Source organism: Allobosea sp. LjRoot90, from assembly GCF_964254315.1.
Taxonomy (GTDB): domain Bacteria; phylum Pseudomonadota; class Alphaproteobacteria; order Rhizobiales; family Beijerinckiaceae; genus Allobosea.
Map to the genome: position 1 here is coordinate 1,009,057 of NZ_CAXUTF020000001.1, position 15,626 is coordinate 1,024,682.

18 protein-coding genes are annotated in these 15,626 nt (G+C 66.4%); 4 read left to right on the forward strand and 14 right to left on the reverse strand.

Annotated features, from left to right (window positions below; translation table 11 throughout):
- Positions 1–19 precede the first annotated feature (19 nt).
- Both purF and ACSQ3M_RS04840 read left to right on the forward strand, forming a co-directional pair.
- Complete coding sequence (gene purF, locus ACSQ3M_RS04835) at positions 20–1,489, forward strand: amidophosphoribosyltransferase (protein WP_436148922.1); 1,470 nt, start codon at positions 20–22, stop codon at positions 1,487–1,489.
- 19 nt (positions 1,490–1,508) lie between these two features.
- On the forward strand, positions 1,509–2,249 hold the full coding sequence (locus tag ACSQ3M_RS04840; protein ID WP_436148923.1) for an SDR family NAD(P)-dependent oxidoreductase: 741 nt from the start codon (positions 1,509–1,511) through the stop codon (positions 2,247–2,249).
- Positions 2,250–2,359: 110 nt separating this feature from the next.
- Here the strand turns inward: ACSQ3M_RS04840 and ACSQ3M_RS04845 are convergent, their stop codons facing one another.
- The 4 genes from ACSQ3M_RS04845 to ACSQ3M_RS04860 all read right to left on the reverse strand — a co-directional run bounded on the left by ACSQ3M_RS04845 (position 2,360) and on the right by ACSQ3M_RS04860 (position 5,682).
- Positions 2,360–2,770: an NUDIX hydrolase gene (locus tag ACSQ3M_RS04845; protein WP_436148924.1), complete on the reverse strand. Its 411-nt coding sequence runs from the start codon at positions 2,768–2,770 to the stop codon at positions 2,360–2,362.
- Positions 2,770–4,158, reverse strand: coding sequence for a ribosome biogenesis GTPase Der (gene der / locus ACSQ3M_RS04850; RefSeq protein ID WP_436148925.1), 1,389 nt, complete (start codon positions 4,156–4,158; stop codon positions 2,770–2,772). Before der ends, ACSQ3M_RS04845 begins: the two co-directional genes overlap by 1 nt.
- A 52-nt stretch (positions 4,159–4,210) precedes the next feature.
- The gene (locus tag ACSQ3M_RS04855) at positions 4,211–4,873 is read right to left on the reverse strand and encodes a tetratricopeptide repeat protein (protein WP_436148926.1); all 663 of its coding nucleotides are present in this window, start codon (positions 4,871–4,873) and stop codon (positions 4,211–4,213) included.
- Positions 4,874–5,076: 203 nt separating this feature from the next.
- Positions 5,077–5,682: a TetR/AcrR family transcriptional regulator gene (locus tag ACSQ3M_RS04860; RefSeq protein WP_436148927.1), complete on the reverse strand. Its 606-nt coding sequence runs from the start codon at positions 5,680–5,682 to the stop codon at positions 5,077–5,079.
- A 70-nt stretch (positions 5,683–5,752) separates the two neighbouring features.
- On the opposite strand from ACSQ3M_RS04860, the gene ACSQ3M_RS04865 reads away from it, so the two are divergent.
- A complete protein-coding gene (locus ACSQ3M_RS04865) occupies positions 5,753–6,157 on the forward strand; it encodes a VOC family protein (protein WP_436148928.1) in 405 nt (134 codons plus the stop codon).
- A gap of 65 nt (positions 6,158–6,222) precedes the next feature.
- Positions 6,223–7,239, forward strand: a complete 1,017-nt coding sequence (locus ACSQ3M_RS04870; RefSeq protein ID WP_436148929.1) for a purine-nucleoside phosphorylase — start codon at positions 6,223–6,225, stop codon at positions 7,237–7,239.
- 3 nt (positions 7,240–7,242) lie between these two features.
- On the opposite strand, the gene queA is transcribed toward ACSQ3M_RS04870, so the two are convergent.
- The 10 genes from queA to nuoN form a co-directional block, all read right to left on the reverse strand.
- A complete protein-coding gene (gene queA, locus ACSQ3M_RS04875) occupies positions 7,243–8,337 on the reverse strand; it encodes a tRNA preQ1(34) S-adenosylmethionine ribosyltransferase-isomerase QueA (protein WP_436148930.1) in 1,095 nt (364 codons plus the stop codon).
- A 153-nt stretch (positions 8,338–8,490) separates the two neighbouring features.
- Complete coding sequence (locus ACSQ3M_RS04880) at positions 8,491–8,958, reverse strand: peptidylprolyl isomerase (RefSeq protein ID WP_436148931.1); 468 nt, start codon at positions 8,956–8,958, stop codon at positions 8,491–8,493.
- On the reverse strand, positions 8,958–9,590 hold the full coding sequence (locus ACSQ3M_RS04885) for a hypothetical protein (RefSeq protein WP_436148932.1): 633 nt from the start codon (positions 9,588–9,590) through the stop codon (positions 8,958–8,960). The genes ACSQ3M_RS04880 and ACSQ3M_RS04885 overlap by 1 nt, the downstream gene beginning before the upstream one ends.
- A gap of 5 nt (positions 9,591–9,595) precedes the next feature.
- Complete coding sequence (locus ACSQ3M_RS04890) at positions 9,596–10,156, reverse strand: peptidylprolyl isomerase (RefSeq protein ID WP_436148933.1); 561 nt, start codon at positions 10,154–10,156, stop codon at positions 9,596–9,598.
- A 391-nt stretch (positions 10,157–10,547) separates the two neighbouring features.
- Positions 10,548–10,778 carry a DUF1467 family protein gene (locus ACSQ3M_RS04895; protein ID WP_436148934.1) on the reverse strand — a complete coding sequence of 77 codons (231 nt, stop codon included), beginning with the start codon at positions 10,776–10,778 and terminating at the stop codon, positions 10,548–10,550.
- Positions 10,775–11,176: a RidA family protein gene (locus tag ACSQ3M_RS04900; RefSeq protein WP_436148935.1), complete on the reverse strand. Its 402-nt coding sequence runs from the start codon at positions 11,174–11,176 to the stop codon at positions 10,775–10,777. Before ACSQ3M_RS04900 ends, ACSQ3M_RS04895 begins: the two co-directional genes overlap by 4 nt.
- A 3-nt stretch (positions 11,177–11,179) precedes the next feature.
- Positions 11,180–11,584 (reverse strand): methylmalonyl-CoA epimerase, encoded by a 405-nt coding sequence (mce, locus tag ACSQ3M_RS04905; protein WP_126111733.1) that lies wholly within the window; start codon positions 11,582–11,584, stop codon positions 11,180–11,182.
- Positions 11,585–11,632: 48 nt separating this feature from the next.
- Complete coding sequence (locus tag ACSQ3M_RS04910) at positions 11,633–13,303, reverse strand: ribonuclease J (RefSeq protein ID WP_436148936.1); 1,671 nt, start codon at positions 13,301–13,303, stop codon at positions 11,633–11,635.
- Positions 13,304–13,409: 106 nt separating this feature from the next.
- A complete protein-coding gene (locus tag ACSQ3M_RS04915) occupies positions 13,410–14,189 on the reverse strand; it encodes a biotin--[acetyl-CoA-carboxylase] ligase (protein ID WP_436148937.1) in 780 nt (259 codons plus the stop codon).
- Positions 14,190–14,197: 8 nt separating this feature from the next.
- Positions 14,198–15,625: an NADH-quinone oxidoreductase subunit NuoN gene (gene nuoN, locus ACSQ3M_RS04920; RefSeq protein ID WP_436148938.1), complete on the reverse strand. Its 1,428-nt coding sequence runs from the start codon at positions 15,623–15,625 to the stop codon at positions 14,198–14,200.
- Position 15,626 lies beyond the last annotated feature (1 nt).

Below are 15,626 nucleotides of genomic sequence, written 5' to 3' on the forward strand. Positions count from 1 at the left end.
TGCCGCGATGGAGCCTGCGATGAGCCTGATCCACGATGCCGACGCCGTGTTCGACCCGAACGCCGATCGTTTGCGCGAGGAGTGCGGCGTCTTCGGCATCTTCGGTCATGCCGACGCCGCAGCGCTGACCGCGCTCGGCCTGCATGCGCTCCAGCACCGCGGCCAGGAAGCGACCGGCATCGTCTCCTTCGACGGCCACCGTTTCCATACCGAGCGCCAGCTCGGCCTCGTCGGCGACGCCTTCTCCGATGCCAGCGTGATCGAGAAGCTCAAGGGCAAGCAGGCGATCGGCCACGTCCGCTATTCGACCACCGGCGAAACCATCCTGCGCAACGTCCAGCCGCTCTTCTCCGAGCTGCACGGTGGCGGCTTCGCGGTGGCGCATAACGGCAACCTGACCAACGGGCTGACGCTGCGGCGCAATCTGGTGCGCGACGGTGCGATCTACCAGTCGACCTCCGACACCGAGGTGCTGCTGCATCTCGTGGCGCGCAGCCGCAAAGCGAAGTTCATCGAGCGCTTCATCGACGCGCTGCGCCAGATCGAAGGCGCCTATGCCTTTGTCGGCATCACCAACAAGAAGCTGGTCGGCGCGCGCGATCCGCTCGGCATCCGCCCGCTGGTGCTGGGCGAGTTGAACGGCTGCCCGATCCTGACGTCCGAGACCTGTGCTCTCGACATCATCGGCGCCAAGTTCGTCCGCGAGATCGAGAATGGCGAGGTCATCGTCATCTCCGAGCAGGGCATCGAGAGCCACAAGCCCTTCCCGCCCGTGCCGGAACGACCCTGCATCTTCGAGTACATCTATTTCGCCCGGCCGGATTCGATCGTGAAGGGCCGCAGCATCTATGAACGCCGCAAGGCGATGGGTGCGCATCTCGCGGCGGAAGCTCCGGCCGATGCCGATGTGATCGTGCCGGTGCCCGATTCCGGCGTTCCCGCCGCGCTCGGCTATGCCCAGGCGAGCGGCATCCCGTTCGAGCTCGGCATCATCCGCAACCACTATGTCGGCCGCACCTTCATCGAGCCGACGCAGAAGGTGCGCGAGCTCGGCGTGCGCCTGAAGCATTCGGCCAATCGCAGCGTGGTCGAAGGCAAGCGCATCGTGCTGGTCGACGATTCGATCGTGCGCGGCACGACCTCGCTGAAAATCGTCAAGATGATGCGCGAGGCTGGCGCCCGCGAGGTGCATTTCCGCATTTCCTCGCCGCCGATCACCCATCCCGACTATTACGGCATCGATACGCCCGACCAGGCAAAGTTGCTCGCCGCGACCCATACGCTCGAGGAGATGCGCCAGTTCGTCGGCGCCGATTCCCTCGCCTTCATCTCGGTCGACGGCCTCTATAAGGCGATGGGGCATGAGCAGCGCGACGCGACCCGGCCGCAGTTCACCGACCATTGCTTCACCGGCGACTATCCGACCTCGCTGACCGATGTCATCGGCGAGAGCGCCAAGCAGCAGATCTCGCTCCTGGCCGCCGGCTGACCCTTTCGACGGGATTTCGATGACCAAGCCTCTGGAAGGGCGCATCGCGCTCGTCACCGGCGCGTCGCGCGGGATCGGCCGCGCCGCGGCGCTCGCCTTTGCCCAGGCCGGCGCCCATGTGATCGCCCTGGCGCGCACTACAGGCGCGCTCGAAGAGCTCGACGACGAGATCCGGACGCTCGGCGGCAGCGCGACGCTGGTGCCAGCCGACCTCGCTGATGCCGCCGCGGTCGAAAAGCTGGGCCCTGCCGTGCTGGAGCGCTGGGGCCGACTCGACGTCCTGCTCGCCAATGCCGGCGTCCTCGGTCCGCTGGCGCCGCTGACCCATGTCAGCGCCAAGGAATGGGCCGAGGTCTTCGACATCAATGTCAGCGCCAACTGGCGTCTGCTGAAATCGGTCGAGCCGGCTCTCAAGGCCTCCGAATCCGGCCGGGCGATCTTCCTGTCCTCCGGCGCGGCGCATAAGGGCCTCGCCTATTGGGGGCCGTATGCGGTGTCCAAGGCGGCGCTCGAGGCGATGGCACGCAGCTATGCCGACGAGACGCGCACGACCAATCTGCGGGTCATGCTCGTCAATCCCGGCCCCTTGCGCACCCGGATGCGGGCCCAAGCGATGCCGGGCGAAGACCCGATGACCTTGAAGACGCCGGAAGACCTGGCGCCGCATCTGGTCGAGATCGCCTCGCCGGGTTGGACCGAAACCGGCAAGATCTTCGACTTCCCGCAGGGCAAGCTGCTGACGCCGCAGATGCCGGCGTAGAACCGCCGTCATTCTCGGCCGGAGCGTAGCGAAGAGCCGAGAATCTCTGGCCGATAAGGGCTCCTTCTCGTCATGAGATGCTCGGGTCAAGCCCGAGCATGACGCGGCTCTCATAGCGCAGCCGCGTATTCCCGCACCACCGCGATCAGGTCGGGTACCGTCAGGTTCGGCAGAGCTGCCATCTCGTCGAGCGAGAACCAGCCGATCCGGACATGCTCGTCCGACAGGTTCTCCGCCTCGCCGCCCTCCCAGGCGGAGACGACATAGATGTGGTGGAGCGCCGCTCCGTTGCGCTCGGGGAAGCGTTCCTCAGCCGAAAGCATCAGCCGATAGGTCAGCGGCGTCAGCCCGACCTCCTCGCGACATTCGCGAATGAGCGCTGCTTCGAGCCCCTCGCCCGCCTCGACCCGGCCGCCGATCGCGTCCCAATGGTCGGCCCAGGCGCGCTTCCAGGAGGCGCGCAGGCCCAGCAGCACCCGCCCGTCGGCGCGCAGGAACAGCGCGCTGACGGTCTCCAGCATCAGCCCTTGCTCTTGTCGTAAGGGTTGCCGCCGCCGCGGGTATGGAGCCGGACCGGCGTGCCCGGCAGCTCGAAGGCCTCGCGCAGATTATTGGTCAGATAGCGCATATAGGAGATCGGCAGGTGGTCGAGCTGGTTGCCGAACAGCGCGAAGGTCGGCGGCCGCGCCTTGGCCTGCGTCATATAGCGGATCTTGATCCGGCGACCGGCGACGGCTGGCGGCGGATGGGCCGAGAGCACGCCTTCGAGCCAGCGATTGATCTTCGCGGTGGAGACGCGGCGGTTCCAGACCTCATAAGAGCGGAACACCGCCTGCATCAGCCGGTCGATGCCGTCACCGGCGATCCCGGAGAGCGGCACGATCTCGACGCCGCGGATCTGCGCCAGCAGATGATGCGCCTTCTCCTTGAGCTCGGCGAGCAGGCCCTGCTTGTCGGCAACGAGGTCCCATTTGTTCAGGCCGATCACGACGGCGCGGCCCTCGCGCTCGGTCAGGTCGGCCAGCGTCAGGTCCTGCTTCTCGAAGGGGATGGTCGCATCGAGCAGAACCACCACGACCTCGGCGAAGCGGATGGCGCGCAGCGAATCCGCCACGGCAAGCTTTTCCAGCTTCTCGTCGATGCGGGCGCGCTTCCTCATCCCGGCGGTGTCGAACAGCTTTACCGGGCGGCCGCGCCATTCCCATTCGACCGAGATGGTGTCGCGGGTAATGCCGGCCTCGGGGCCGGTCAGCAGGCGCTCCTCGCCGATCATCTTGTTGACCAGCGTCGACTTGCCGGCATTCGGGCGGCCGATGATGGTGACGCGCACCGGCCGGTTGGGGTCCTCGCCCTCCTCGTCCGCGACAGCGGCAGGCGCATCGGCCCAGGCCTCCTCCTCGTCCTCCTCCGGCTCGTCGGCGACATAGGGGACAAGCGCCTCCAACAGGTCGGAGGTGCCCTCGCCATGTTCGGCCGAGAACGGCACCGGATCGCCGAGGCCGAGCGAATAGGCTTCCATGACGCCGTCCTTGCCCTTGTTCCCCTCGGCCTTGTTGGCGAGCAGGATGACGGGCTTGCCGGAGCGGCGCACCAGGTCGGCGAAAGGCTGGTCCATCGGCGTCAGGCCGAGCCTGGCATCGATCATGAACAGGATGACGTCGGCCTGATCGATCGCGGTTTCGGTCTGGGCGCGCATGCGACCCGCAAGCGAATCCTTGTCCGCGTCTTCAAGGCCGGCAGTGTCGATCACCGTGAAGCGCAGATGGCCGAGGCTGGCCTCGCCTTCGCGTCGGTCGCGGGTGACGCCGGGCTGGTCGTCGACAAGCGCCAGCTTCTTGCCGACGAGCCGGTTGAACAGGGTCGACTTGCCGACATTGGGCCGGCCGACGATGGCGATGATTGCAGTCATGATCCGTCCAGTTGTGCCGGGCGCAGCCGCCGGCAGCAACCGGCACCCGGAATCAATTCTTGATAGCTACCGGCCCACCGCGGACCAACGTCAGATAGAGCTCGACGCGCTGACGCAGCACCTGCGGCGTCTGTGGATCGGCGACGATGGCATCGAACCACCGCCCGGCATCCTCGAACAGGTTGGCCTTGAGCGCGGAAATACCGAGGAATTCACGCGCTGAATGACGCCAGAGACCTGTCGGTGTCGTCAGCGGCTCGAGCTCCTTGCGCAAGTCGGCGTAAGGCATGAGGTCGACCCGCAGCAGGCCGGCGCGCAGGCGAGCCAGATCGCGATGGTACTGGTCGAGCGAAGCATCGTTGGCGAGCGCGTCGAAGGCAGTGGCGCCCGCGGCTCCGTCACGCTTGCCGACCTCGGCCGCGAGGCGGAAACGCGACAGCAGACGATAGCCTGCCGGCGCATTGGCGGCGAGTTCGGTCAGCGTCGCTTCAGCCGCACTGGCATCATTATCGCGCGAGGCGCGCACCGCCGCCTCGAACTTCGCGCCGACGGCCTCGGCCTTCTTGCGCTCCTGCTGCTGCCAGAACTGCCAGCCGCCGACGCCGGCGACAGCCAGCACGGCGATGGCGATGAAGACATTGCCATACTTCTTGAAGACGGCGGTCGCCTTGTCGCGGCGAACCTCCTCATCGATTTCGCGGAAAATATCGGACATGACGCCTCAAACTGCTCTTCGCGCGCTTTCCGTTCGACCGCGATCGGCCCAACGAACGGAATTCGCGCAAAGCTAAAAAAGCTCAGCAGGTTCTGATCCCAAAAGTGGTCCTCACTTTTGCGGAACATGCTCCAGCCTGCCGGGTAGCACCTTTGCCGGCGGAATGCGAGCCGGAACGGCCAGACATGGCCGCCACCGCACGTCTATCGCGGCGCTGCGCCAGGCGAAGCCAGTCCGGCGAGCACGCGGTCGATGAGCTTGTGCCATTCGCCGGGATCGGCTCCAGCTGCAACGGCGAGCGCCGCACGGTCGTAAGCCGCGCCGAGCAGCTGCGCGGTCGACGCCAGCGGCAAGGGCGGCAGTGCCCCGACTTGCATCGCTGCTGCGAGACCTTCCTGCAAGGTCCGCCCGCCATGGCGGGCGTCGATGGCGTCGAGCTCTTCGCGGCCGAGCACAGCAGCGGCATCGATCAGCAGCAGCTGGGTCCTGCCCGGTACCTGCATCGCCTCCAGGAATGCCGCACCGCCCTTGCTGAGCGCCTTCAAAGGGGCGAGCCCAGGCCGCGCGGCGCTCTCGATCTCGTGCGCGACCGCTGCCGACTCGGCCTCGACCACGGCGCGGAACAGAGCTCTTTTGTCGGCGAAGTGATGATAGAGCGCGCCGCGTGTCACGCCCGCCTCCGCGACCAGCTCGGGCGTGCCGGTCTCGGCATAGCCGCGGCTGATGAAGAGCTGACGTCCCGCCGCGATCAGCGCAGCGCGGGTGGTGTCGGAACGATCCTTGTTGGATCGGCGCGCGGTTTCTTGCATACGTGCAGCCTGTATGTTAATTCACAAAAACATGCAGATTGTATGTTTATGAAGAGAGGCAAGCAAGCCCATGAAAGTCACGAGCTATTACCCGGTGATCATGACCGAGAAGGTCGCCGAGACCGCCGCCTTCTATATCGCTCATTTCGGCTTCCAGGCCCTGTTCGAGGCCGACTGGTATGTCCACCTGCAGTCGTCGGTCGACGAGCGGGTCACGCTGGCAGTGCTGGATGGCAGCCATGACACTGTTCCCCTCCCCGGCCGCGGGCGTATCAGCGGACTGATCCTGAACTTCGAGGTCGAGGATGCCGATGCCGAATATGCCCGCCTCAAGACAGCCGGCCTGCCGATTCTGCAAGAACTGCGCGACGAGTGGTTCGGCCAGCGCCATTTCATCACCGCCGATCCGAGCGGCGTGCTGATCGACGTGATCAAGCCGATTCCGATGAGCGCCCCGCCCGAAGCCGATGCTTGATCGGGCGGTCCATGGCAGGCACCTTGCTTGCGCGGCTTCCATCAGGCAGCGGCAAGGAGATCGCCATGAACCGGATCGCCACCGGGCTGGGAGCAGCCCTCTTCGCCCTCGCCTCGTTCGGAGCCGGCGACACGGCCGAAGCAGCGCCGACGAAGGTCAAGGTCTTCGTCGCCTCGATGTTCGAGATCGGCGCCAATACGGGCGACCGGGCCGGCGAGTTTCAGCATTGGTATGAGCGCTACTGGCAGAAGAGCCAGCCGCATGAGGCGCGCGGCGCATTGAAGCCGGTCTATTGCAACGAGGACGGCGTCTGCGGCGCGGTGCTCGGCATGGGCAAGGTCAATTCCTCGTCCTCGATGCAGGCGATCCTGCTCGATCCGGACTACGACTTCTCGCAAGCCTATTTCGTCATCACCGGTGTCGCCGGCACGCCGCCCTCGCGCGGTACGATCGGTGACGTCTCCTGGGGTACATGGCTGGTCGACTACGATCTCGGCCATCGCTGGGCACCGGAGGAGGGCAAGCCGGGCGAGCCGGTGTTCATACCGCGCAAGGGCTATGAGGAGTACCGGGTCTTCAAGCTCAACCCGGCGCTGGTCGGCTGGGCGACGCGGCTGAGCTCTGGGGTCAACCTGCAGGATTCCGATTCCGCCAAGCAGTACCGCCAGCGCTATCCGGAGGAGCGCGCCCGGGCGGCCCCTTCCGTCCAGACCGGCACGCACATGACCGGCGACACTTTCTTCCACGGGCCCGGCCTGTCGAAGGAGGCGCAGTACATGGCCAAGCTCTACGGCGCCGACGACTATGTCATCACCGAGATGGAGGCGGCGGCGATCACGCTGGTGATCAAGCGGCAGTTCGGCACCGACCGGATCCTCAGCCTGCGCGGCGCGGTCAATTTCGACCAGGGCAATCCGAACGAGACGACCTTGCAGCATCTCGACCCGGCGCCGGGCCAGACGGCCGGTGGCTTTGCCGAGACGGTCGCCAATGTCGAGGCGGTCGGCTCGCGCGTCGTCGACCACATCGTCGGCAACTGGGGCGAATGGCAGGAGGGCGTGCCGCCGCTGCCCCCCAAATAGCACTCAGGCCAGGTTCTGGTCCCGGAACAGCAGGCTGCCATCGCCATAGGAATAGAAGCGATAGCCTTCGGCGATGGCGTGGGCATAGGCGCGCTTCATCAAAGCGAGCCCGCTGAAGGCCGAGACCAGCATGAACAGCGTCGAGCGCGGCAGGTGGAAATTGGTCAACAGCAGGTCGACGGCGCGGAAGCGATAGCCCGGCGTGATGAAAATCGCGGTATCGCCCGAGAACGGCCGGATCACGCCGCCCTCAGCCGTCGCGCTTTCGAGCAGGCGCAGCGAGGTCGTGCCGACCGCGACGATGCGGCCGCCGGCGGCACGCACGGCGTTGAGCGCCTCGGCCGTCGCGGCGCTGACCGTGCCCCATTCGGCATGCATGCGGTGCTCGTCGGTATCGTCGGCTTTGACCGGCAGGAACGTGCCGGCGCCGACATGCAGCGTGACGAAATGGCGTGAGACGCCGCGCTTCGCGAGCGCGTCGAACAGCTCCGGCGTGAAATGCAGTCCGGCCGTCGGCGCGGCGACGGCGCCTTCTTCCCGCGCATAGGTCGTCTGGTAGTCGCGGGCGTCGGCCTCGTCGGTCGCCCGCTTGCCGGCGATATAGGGCGGCAGCGGCAATTCGCCGAGCCGCGCGATCGCCTCGTCGAGATAAGGACCGGTCAGCGAGAAGCGCAGGCCGATATCGCCGCCCTCCCCCTTGTCCTCGACCTCGGCCTGAAGTCGGGCGAGCTCGCAGGCATTGCCGGCGCCGTCGCTGTCGAAGACGATCGTCTCGCCGACATTGAGCTTCTTGGCCGGGCGGGCGAAGGCGCGCCAGCGATCATCCGCCTCGCGCTTGTGCAGCATGATCTCGATGCGGGCCGAAGCCTCGCCGCGATAACGCCGCCCCCACAGACGCGAGGGGATGACGCGGGTATCGTTCAGCACCAGCGCGTCGCCGGGCTGGAGCAGTTCGACGAGGTCGCGGATGCCCCGGTCCGCAAGCGGTTCGGGCGCATCTGGGCGGACTACGAGCAGCCTTGCGGCATCGCGCGGGCTCACTGGCCGCAGCGCGATGCGCTCTTCAGGCAGATCGAAGTCGAAGAGGGCGACGTCCATGGGCCGATCCCAAAAAAGTCATCCCGGGCGACCGGAGGTCGGCCCGGGATCCATGCCGGAGCGGATATCGGAGCTGTTCAGGCATGGATCCCGGCTCTGCGCGGCATTGCCGCTCCAGCCGGGATGACGCTGTTTGTGAAGCGTGAGAACGCCTCAGGCGTCCGCCTGCACCTTCAGCGAGACGATGGAGTCGGGATCGCGCACCGGCTCGCCGCGCTTGATCTTGTCGACATTCTCCATGCCTTCCACGACCTGGCCCCAGGCGGTGTATTGCTTGTCGAGGAAGCGGGCATCGTCGAAGACGATGAAGAACTGGCTGTTGGCCGAGTTCGGGTTCTGGGAGCGAGCCATCGAGCAGATACCGCGGACATGCGGCTCGGCGTTGAACTCCTGGGCGAGGTCCGGATGGCTCGAACCACCGGTGCCAGTGCCGTGCGGGCAGCCGACCTGCGCCATGAAGCCGTCGATGACGCGGTGGAAGACGATGCCGTCATAGAAGCCCTCGCGGGCAAGGAGCTTGACGCGCTCGACATGGTTGGGAGCGAGATCCGGCCGCAGCTTGATCACCACGCGGCCCTTGGTGGTCTCCATGACGAGGGTGTTCTCAGGGTCGAGCGACATCAGACTGATCTTTCGTTGGTCGGCACGCGGCCGAAGAAGCGGATTGTAATCGGGCGGCCTGCGATACTCCCTCCGAGGCCCGGCGACAACCTCATCGGCGTGCAGTCGCGCACCGCCAGCATCAGCGAATTGCCGAAGCGCTCGCGCAGGCCAGGCGGCGCGCGCCGCATCTCCCAGGTGACGCGCGGCTGGCCGAACAGGCTGCCGTCCCGGCGCAGGCTGAAGCGGACGCTCGCCTTGGCGCCGGTGCTGTCGGCATCGAGCGCCGGCGGCCGCCAGCAACGTCGCAGCGCCGGACCGACCTGGTCGAGCCGGTCGACGGTCTCCTCGCCGAGGCCGATCGTCTCGGGAGTGACCGTGCCGATGATCCCGTTGTCGATGCCAGGCGTTTGCGGCGGCCGGGCCGGCCGGCGCGCGCCATCGCCGAAGGGGCCGCCGATGCCCGGCATATAACGCTGTCCCGATTGCGGCGGCAGCACCGGGTTCTGCGAACCCGATGGCGGCGGCAGGACGGGATTCTGGAAGCCGGAAGCCGGCGGCAGGCCGAGATCGCGCGTGTCCTGCGCACGGGCCGTGCCGCCGGCCAGAGCCAGCAGCAGGAGCGCGAGCGCAGGCAGGCGCGAACCGCTCATATGAGTTACTTGGCGTCGGCCAGCAGGCGCATGCGGATGATCTTGTCAGGGCCAGTCACGGAACCGTTGTTGGCGCTGCTGCCCTTCTTGATCTTGCGCACGGCATCCATGCCGGAGACGACCTCGCCGAACAGGGTGTACTGGCCGGTCAGCGAGCCGCAGCCCTCGAAGCAGATGAAGAACTGCGAGTTGGCCGAGTTCGGGCTCTGCGAGCGGGCCATCCCGAGCGAGCCGACCTTGTACGGCGTCGGCGTGAATTCGGCCGGGATGTTCGGCAGGTCGGAGCCGCCGGTGCCATCGCCCTTCGGATCGCCGGTCTGGGCCATGAAGCCGTCGATGACGCGGTGGAAGACGATACCATTGTAGAAGCCGCGCTTGGTCAGCGCCTTGATCTGCTCGACATGCTTGGGCGCAAGGTCGGGCCGCAGGCGGATGGTCACCGGGCCGTCCTTGGTGTCGAGCACCACGGTGTTCTGCGGATCAAGATTGGCCGGCGCTGGCGCCTGGGCCTGAGCCAGGCTGACGGAAGCGGAAAGCGCCAAAGCGGCGAGCGTGGTGCGAAGCATCGGAATCTCTCCTGACCGCCGGAACGGCCCGGCGCATCTGACGCAGCGAGGTAGCGACATCCTATGACTGGAACAAGGCGTGGAATCGCGCGCGGCGAACAATGTTGCACTGCACAAGAGCAAATTGGAATAATTTTGCAAAAAGTTCGATCTCGACCTGCCTAAACAGGTGACAACATTATTGCGATCCGCTAATCAATTCAGCGCTGGCTCGCCCGACCGTTATCCGGGCGCCGCGGACCAGGTCTCGGGAGGAACAAACAGCCGCTGGTATATGAGTGCGCGTCGATAATAGCGCGCCGATACTGCGGTAAAAAACAGACTTCCAAAGGCAAGGCGAAAGCCTTGCTTTTTGTTTTTGAGCTATACGCTGAGTTGTACTGAACGCCGTTCAGATATCGAGATTGCTCCAGACGTACCAGACGATGCAGAAGACGATGCCGGCGAGGATCGTCGTTGCCACGGCTTTCTTGGCAAGACCCGGCAGGACTGGCGCGCCGGGATCAGTCCCCTTCTCGACCTCACCACTTTCGGCCTGGCTGCGCACGCCGAAGGGCAGCGTCACGAACAGCACCGTCCACCAGATCACGAAATAGACCGCAAGACCGCCGCCGATCGTCATGATGCGCTGCCCTCACCGGCCAGAGCGATGCACGAGAACGCGACCCTGGCCTCGGTCGGCACGCCGAAGCGCGCGGTATGCCGGGCCGGCAGGCCGTTCGGAAAATGCTTCACATACTCGGCGTTGCAGGCGGCGTAGTCGCTGGGATCGGTGATCAGCATCGTCACCTGCACGACGCGATCGAGACTGGAGCCGGCCTCGGCCAAGATGCCGGCGATATATGCAAGCGCCTGCCTCACCTGCTCTCCGGGCGTCGCACCGCGGATGATGCCGTTCGCGGGATCATGCGGTGCCGATTGGCCGGAGACGAAGACGAGGCCACCCGCGCGCGTGGCGAGGCTGAAGGGGCGCGGCGAGCCGGTCTCCGGTTCGCCGAAGAATGTGATCTCTGACGTCATCGCTCAGGCCTGTTCCAGCTCGACGAGCGTGCCGCAGAAATCCTTGGGGTGAAGGAAGAGCACCGGCTTGCCATGGGCGCCGATACGCGGCTCACCCGAACCCAGTACCCGCGCGCCCTGCGCCTTCAACCGGTCGCGCGCGGCGAGGATGTCGTCGACCTCGTAGCAGATGTGATGGATGCCGCCGTCGGCGTTGCGCTCGAGAAATTTGGCGATGGGCGAGTCCGCGCCCATCGGCTCGAGCAGCTCGACCTTGGTATTCGGCAACTCGACGAAGACCACGGTGACGCCGTGCTCGGGCTGCGGCAGCGGCTGCGAGACGCGGGCGCCGAGCGTATCGCGATAGAGCGCGGTCGAGGCGGCGAGATCCTTCACGGCGATGGCGACGTGGTTGAGGCGTCCGATCATTCAAAGGCTCCGTTCGCTCTCGCCAGGCAGCGGGCGATATGCCCGATCCTACACCGTGATCACCAGCGCATTCACCAGCGGCTTCTTGCCCCACTCCTCGTTGACGGCGCTGCGCACGCCGCGTTCGAGCGCATTGCGGACCGCTTCCGGGTCGCGGCGCTTGGACTTGGGCATGCCCTCGATCAGGTCCTCGACCGCGTCGGCGACGATATCGTCGAACGGCGTGCCGTCCTTGGCCGCAAGCGGCAATCCGGCCAGGGCGATCTCGGGATCGCCGGCGAGCTCGCCCTTCTCATCGAGCGCGACCGCGATCGAGACCACGCCGGCGAAGGATAGCTTGCGGCGCTCGGGAATGGTGCGGTCGAGCGCCCCGACCAGGAGAGCGCCATCCTGGTAGAGCCGGCCGTGCTGGACCTCCGAGAGCTTGCGGGCGCCGTCTTCGGTGATCGCGATCACGTCGCCATTGCCGGCACGCAGCACATGCTTGACGCCGAGGCTGCGGGCGAAGGTGGCGTGCTCGGACAGATGCAGATCCTCGCCATGGGCGGGAATCGCGATCTTCGGCTTCAGCCAGCCATAGAGCCGCGCCATCTCCTCGCGGCGGGGATGGCCGGATACGTGCACGAGATGCGTGCGATCGGTGATGATCTCGATATCGTCGCGCGCGAGCTTGTTCAGGATGGCGCTGACCGCCTTCTCGTTGCCGGGAATGGTGCGCGAGGAGAAGATCACGCGGTCACCCGGCGAAAGCGCGATCTCGGGATGATCGTCGGCGGCGATGCGCGAGAGCGCGGCGCGGGGCTCGCCCTGGCTGCCGGTCACGAGTGCGACGACCTTGTCGCGCGGCAGGTAGCCATAGGTATCGACTCCGCGGAAGGCCGGGATGCCGTCGAGAAAGCCACATTCGCGGGCGACGTCGATCACGCGATCCATGGCGCGGCCGACGACGACCACCTCACGCTGATTGGCCATGGCAGCCTCGGCGACCGCCCGCAGGCGCGCCACGTTTGAGGCGAAGGTGGTGACGGCGACGCGGTTCGGAGCGGAGGCGACGAGCTCCTTGAGCTTGGCGGCGACATCGGCCTCGCTTGGACTGATGCCGTCGCGCAGCACATTGGTGGAGTCGCAGACCAGTGCCAGCACGCCCTCCTCGCCGAGCTCGCGCAGGCGCTTCTCATCGGTCGGCAGGCCGACTTGCGGCGTCGGGTCGATCTTCCAGTCGCCTGTATGGACGACGAGGCCGGCCGGAGTGCGGATCGCGAGCGCGTTCGATTCCGGGATCGAATGGGCGACCGGCACAAACTCGATGTCGAAGGGGCCGAGTGTGAAGCGTCCGCCCTGGGCGACGATGTTCATCTCGACCTTGGGCGCGCCCGGTTCCGACAGGCGCCGCGTCGCCAGCAGGCCGGCGGCAAAGCGGGTGCACCAGACCGGGACGCGCAACGAGGGCCAGAGCGCGGCGAGCGCGCCGATATGGTCCTCATGGGCATGGGTGATGACGATGCCGAGCAGGTTGGCCTTGTCCTGGATGATATAGGTCAGGTCGGGCAGGACGATGTCGACGCCCGGCGCTTCCGGCCCGGCGAAGGAAAGCCCGCAATCGACCAGGATCCATTTGCGCTTCTTCTCCGGCCCGAAGCCGTAGAGGGCCGCGTTCATGCCGATCTCGCCAAGGCCGCCGAGCGGAACGAAGACGAGCTGGTCGCTGGAACGGGTCACTGGCTATCCTGACATTCTATGCTGAGGCTGGTGAAGCGGCGGCAGGCGTAGCATGCCCTTCCACCCGCCTCCATAGCGGCAGGAGCGGGCAGGACGAGGATCACCGTCACGCTGACGGCGCACCCGAACTGGCCGCCCCACCGAAATAGAGATCGCCGGCATCGATCAGGCGGCGGCCACCTTCCGTCTCGAGCTCCAGCCGCCCGGAGGCGTCGAGGCCGAGGAAACGGCCAGAGACCGGCCCCTCCGGCAATCGCATGGTGATGCTCTCACCAAGATAGGCGGCACGCTCCAGCCAGGCGGAGCGGATCGGGCCGAAACCGCCCGGCAGGGACCAGGCCGAGAAGCGCTGATGCCAGGCATCGGAGAGGGCCGCCAGCAGGCGTTCGACGCTTGCATCGGCGGCATGCGCTGAAAGATGCGTCGCAGGATAGGGCGTGCCCTCCGGCGAAGAGGCGATGTTGATGCCGAGGCCGATGACGACGCTGAAGCGCCCTGCCCGGTTCTCGCCCTCGAGCAGCAGGCCCGAGGTCTTGGCGCCGCCGAGCAGCAGGTCGTTCGGCCATTTCAGGGTCAGCGTCGGAGCCGCCAGCCCGGTTACCGCCGCGGCGGCATCGTGAAGGGCTAACCCCGCAACGAAACCGAGTTGCGGCGCGAGCGCCGGTTCGCAAGGTGTAACCAGGAGCAGGCTGGCGTAGAGATTGCCAGGCGGCGAGCCCCAGTGTCGGCCATGCCGGCCGCGACCGGCGTTCTGGCTTCTCGCGACGATCCAGAGCCGTCCCGGGTCGCCATCGCCCAGTGCGCGCCTCGCCTCCTCCATGGTGGAGGCGACCTCGTCGCGGACGATCAGGCGATAGCCGGCGGCGCGCGCCGTTTCGCCGAGCACCTAAGCGCTCAGAACAGCGACTTCGCCGCCGCAGCCGCGGAATCGAACAGCGGCGCCGGCATGAAGGACAGAACCAGGACGAACAGTGCCGAGATCAGCAGGACGCCGCGCACGCCGACATCGCCCTTGTCGAAGGCCGGCTTGGCGTCGTCGAAGTAGATCACCTTGACGATGCGCAGATAATAATAGGCACCGACGACGCTGGTGACGACGCCGACGACGGCGAGCACGTAGAGCTTGGCTTCGATCGCGGCGAGGAAGACGTACCACTTCGCCCAGAAGCCGGCGAGCGGCGGGATGCCGGCGAGCGAGAACATCATCATCGACATCGCAAACGCCATCCAGCCATTGGTGCGGGACAGTCCGGCGAGCTCGCCGATCTCCTCGACCGGCTTGCCGTTGCGGTTCATCATCAAGACGCAGGCGAAGGCGGCGAGCGTGGTGGCGAGGTAGATCGCCATATAGGTCATCACGCCCTGGACGCCGGCCGGCGTGCCGGCAGCGAGGCCGACCAGGGCATAGCCCATGTTGGCGATCGAGGAATAGGCGAGCAGTCGCTTGATGTTGCTCTGGCCGATCGCGGCGAAGGCGCCGAGCGCCATCGAGGCGATCGCCATGAAGATGATGATCTGCTGCCAATCGTGCAGCGCGCCCGGGAAGGCGCCGACGAAGATGCGCACGGTCATCGCCATCGCCGCCATTTTCGGCGCCGAGGCGAAGAAGGCCGCGACCGGGGTCGGTGCGCCCTCGTAGACGTCGGGCGTCCACATATGGAAGGGCACGGCAGAGATCTTGAAGGCGACGCCGGCGGCGACGAAGACGAGGCCGATGATCAGCCCGATGCCGGGATGCCCACCCTTCACTGCCTCGGCGATGCCGGCATAGTTCACCGTGCCAGTGAAGCCATAGACCAGCGAAGCACCATAGAGCAGCATGCCAGACGACAGCGCGCCGAGGACGAAGTACTTCAGGCCGGCTTCAGTCGAGCGCGGATTGTCGCGGTCGAAGGCGGCGACCACGTACAACGCGAGCGATTGCAGCTCCAGGCCGACGTACAGCCCGATCAGGTCGTTGGCCGAGATCATCATCATCATGCCGATGGTGGCGAGGACGATGAGGATCGGGAATTCGAAGCGCATGGCGCCGTCGCGGCGCAGGAAATCAGCCGAGAGCACGATCGCGGCGGCAGCCCCGATCAGCGTCAGCACCTTCATGAAACGGGAGAAACCGTCGGCAATGAAGGCGCCGTTGAAAGTGACGACCTTGCCCTCGCCGCGCAGGACGAGCACCAGCGCCAGCGCCAGCAGCGCGAGCGCCGCGATCTCGAGCGTGCGCGTCGAGCGCTCGCCCTGAATCGCGCCGTAGAGCACCATGGCGATGGCGCCGAGCGCCAGGATGATTTCCGGAAGCGCGGGGCCGAGAGCGGGCAAGGTCATT

What these genes read in the sequence shown, in the direction of transcription:
- mce (WP_126111733.1), bottom strand. Translation starts at nt 11,584, where the DNA reads ATGATCGGACGCCTCAACCACGTCGCCATCGCCGTGAAGGATCTCGCC.
- ACSQ3M_RS04840 (WP_436148923.1), top strand. Translation starts at nt 1,509, where the DNA reads ATGACCAAGCCTCTGGAAGGGCGCATCGCGCTCGTCACCGGCGCGTCG.
- ACSQ3M_RS04855 (WP_436148926.1), bottom strand. Translation starts at nt 4,873, where the DNA reads ATGTCCGATATTTTCCGCGAAATCGATGAGGAGGTTCGCCGCGACAAG.
- ACSQ3M_RS04880 (WP_436148931.1), bottom strand. Translation starts at nt 8,958, where the DNA reads ATGTCGCTCGACCCTGAGAACACCCTCGTCATGGAGACCACCAAGGGC.
- ACSQ3M_RS04860 (WP_436148927.1), bottom strand. Translation starts at nt 5,682, where the DNA reads ATGCAAGAAACCGCGCGCCGATCCAACAAGGATCGTTCCGACACCACC.
- ACSQ3M_RS04870 (WP_436148929.1), top strand. Translation starts at nt 6,223, where the DNA reads ATGAACCGGATCGCCACCGGGCTGGGAGCAGCCCTCTTCGCCCTCGCC.
- ACSQ3M_RS04865 (WP_436148928.1), top strand. Translation starts at nt 5,753, where the DNA reads ATGAAAGTCACGAGCTATTACCCGGTGATCATGACCGAGAAGGTCGCC.
- ACSQ3M_RS04885 (WP_436148932.1), bottom strand. Translation starts at nt 9,590, where the DNA reads ATGAGCGGTTCGCGCCTGCCTGCGCTCGCGCTCCTGCTGCTGGCTCTG.
- ACSQ3M_RS04900 (WP_436148935.1), bottom strand. Translation starts at nt 11,176, where the DNA reads ATGACGTCAGAGATCACATTCTTCGGCGAACCGGAGACCGGCTCGCCG.
- ACSQ3M_RS04895 (WP_436148934.1), bottom strand. Translation starts at nt 10,778, where the DNA reads ATGACGATCGGCGGCGGTCTTGCGGTCTATTTCGTGATCTGGTGGACG.
- der (WP_436148925.1), bottom strand. Translation starts at nt 4,158, where the DNA reads ATGACTGCAATCATCGCCATCGTCGGCCGGCCCAATGTCGGCAAGTCG.
- ACSQ3M_RS04890 (WP_436148933.1), bottom strand. Translation starts at nt 10,156, where the DNA reads ATGCTTCGCACCACGCTCGCCGCTTTGGCGCTTTCCGCTTCCGTCAGC.
- queA (WP_436148930.1), bottom strand. Translation starts at nt 8,337, where the DNA reads ATGGACGTCGCCCTCTTCGACTTCGATCTGCCTGAAGAGCGCATCGCG.
- purF (WP_436148922.1), top strand. Translation starts at nt 20, where the DNA reads ATGAGCCTGATCCACGATGCCGACGCCGTGTTCGACCCGAACGCCGAT.
- nuoN (WP_436148938.1), bottom strand. Translation starts at nt 15,625, where the DNA reads ATGACCTTGCCCGCTCTCGGCCCCGCGCTTCCGGAAATCATCCTGGCG.
- ACSQ3M_RS04845 (WP_436148924.1), bottom strand. Translation starts at nt 2,770, where the DNA reads ATGCTGGAGACCGTCAGCGCGCTGTTCCTGCGCGCCGACGGGCGGGTG.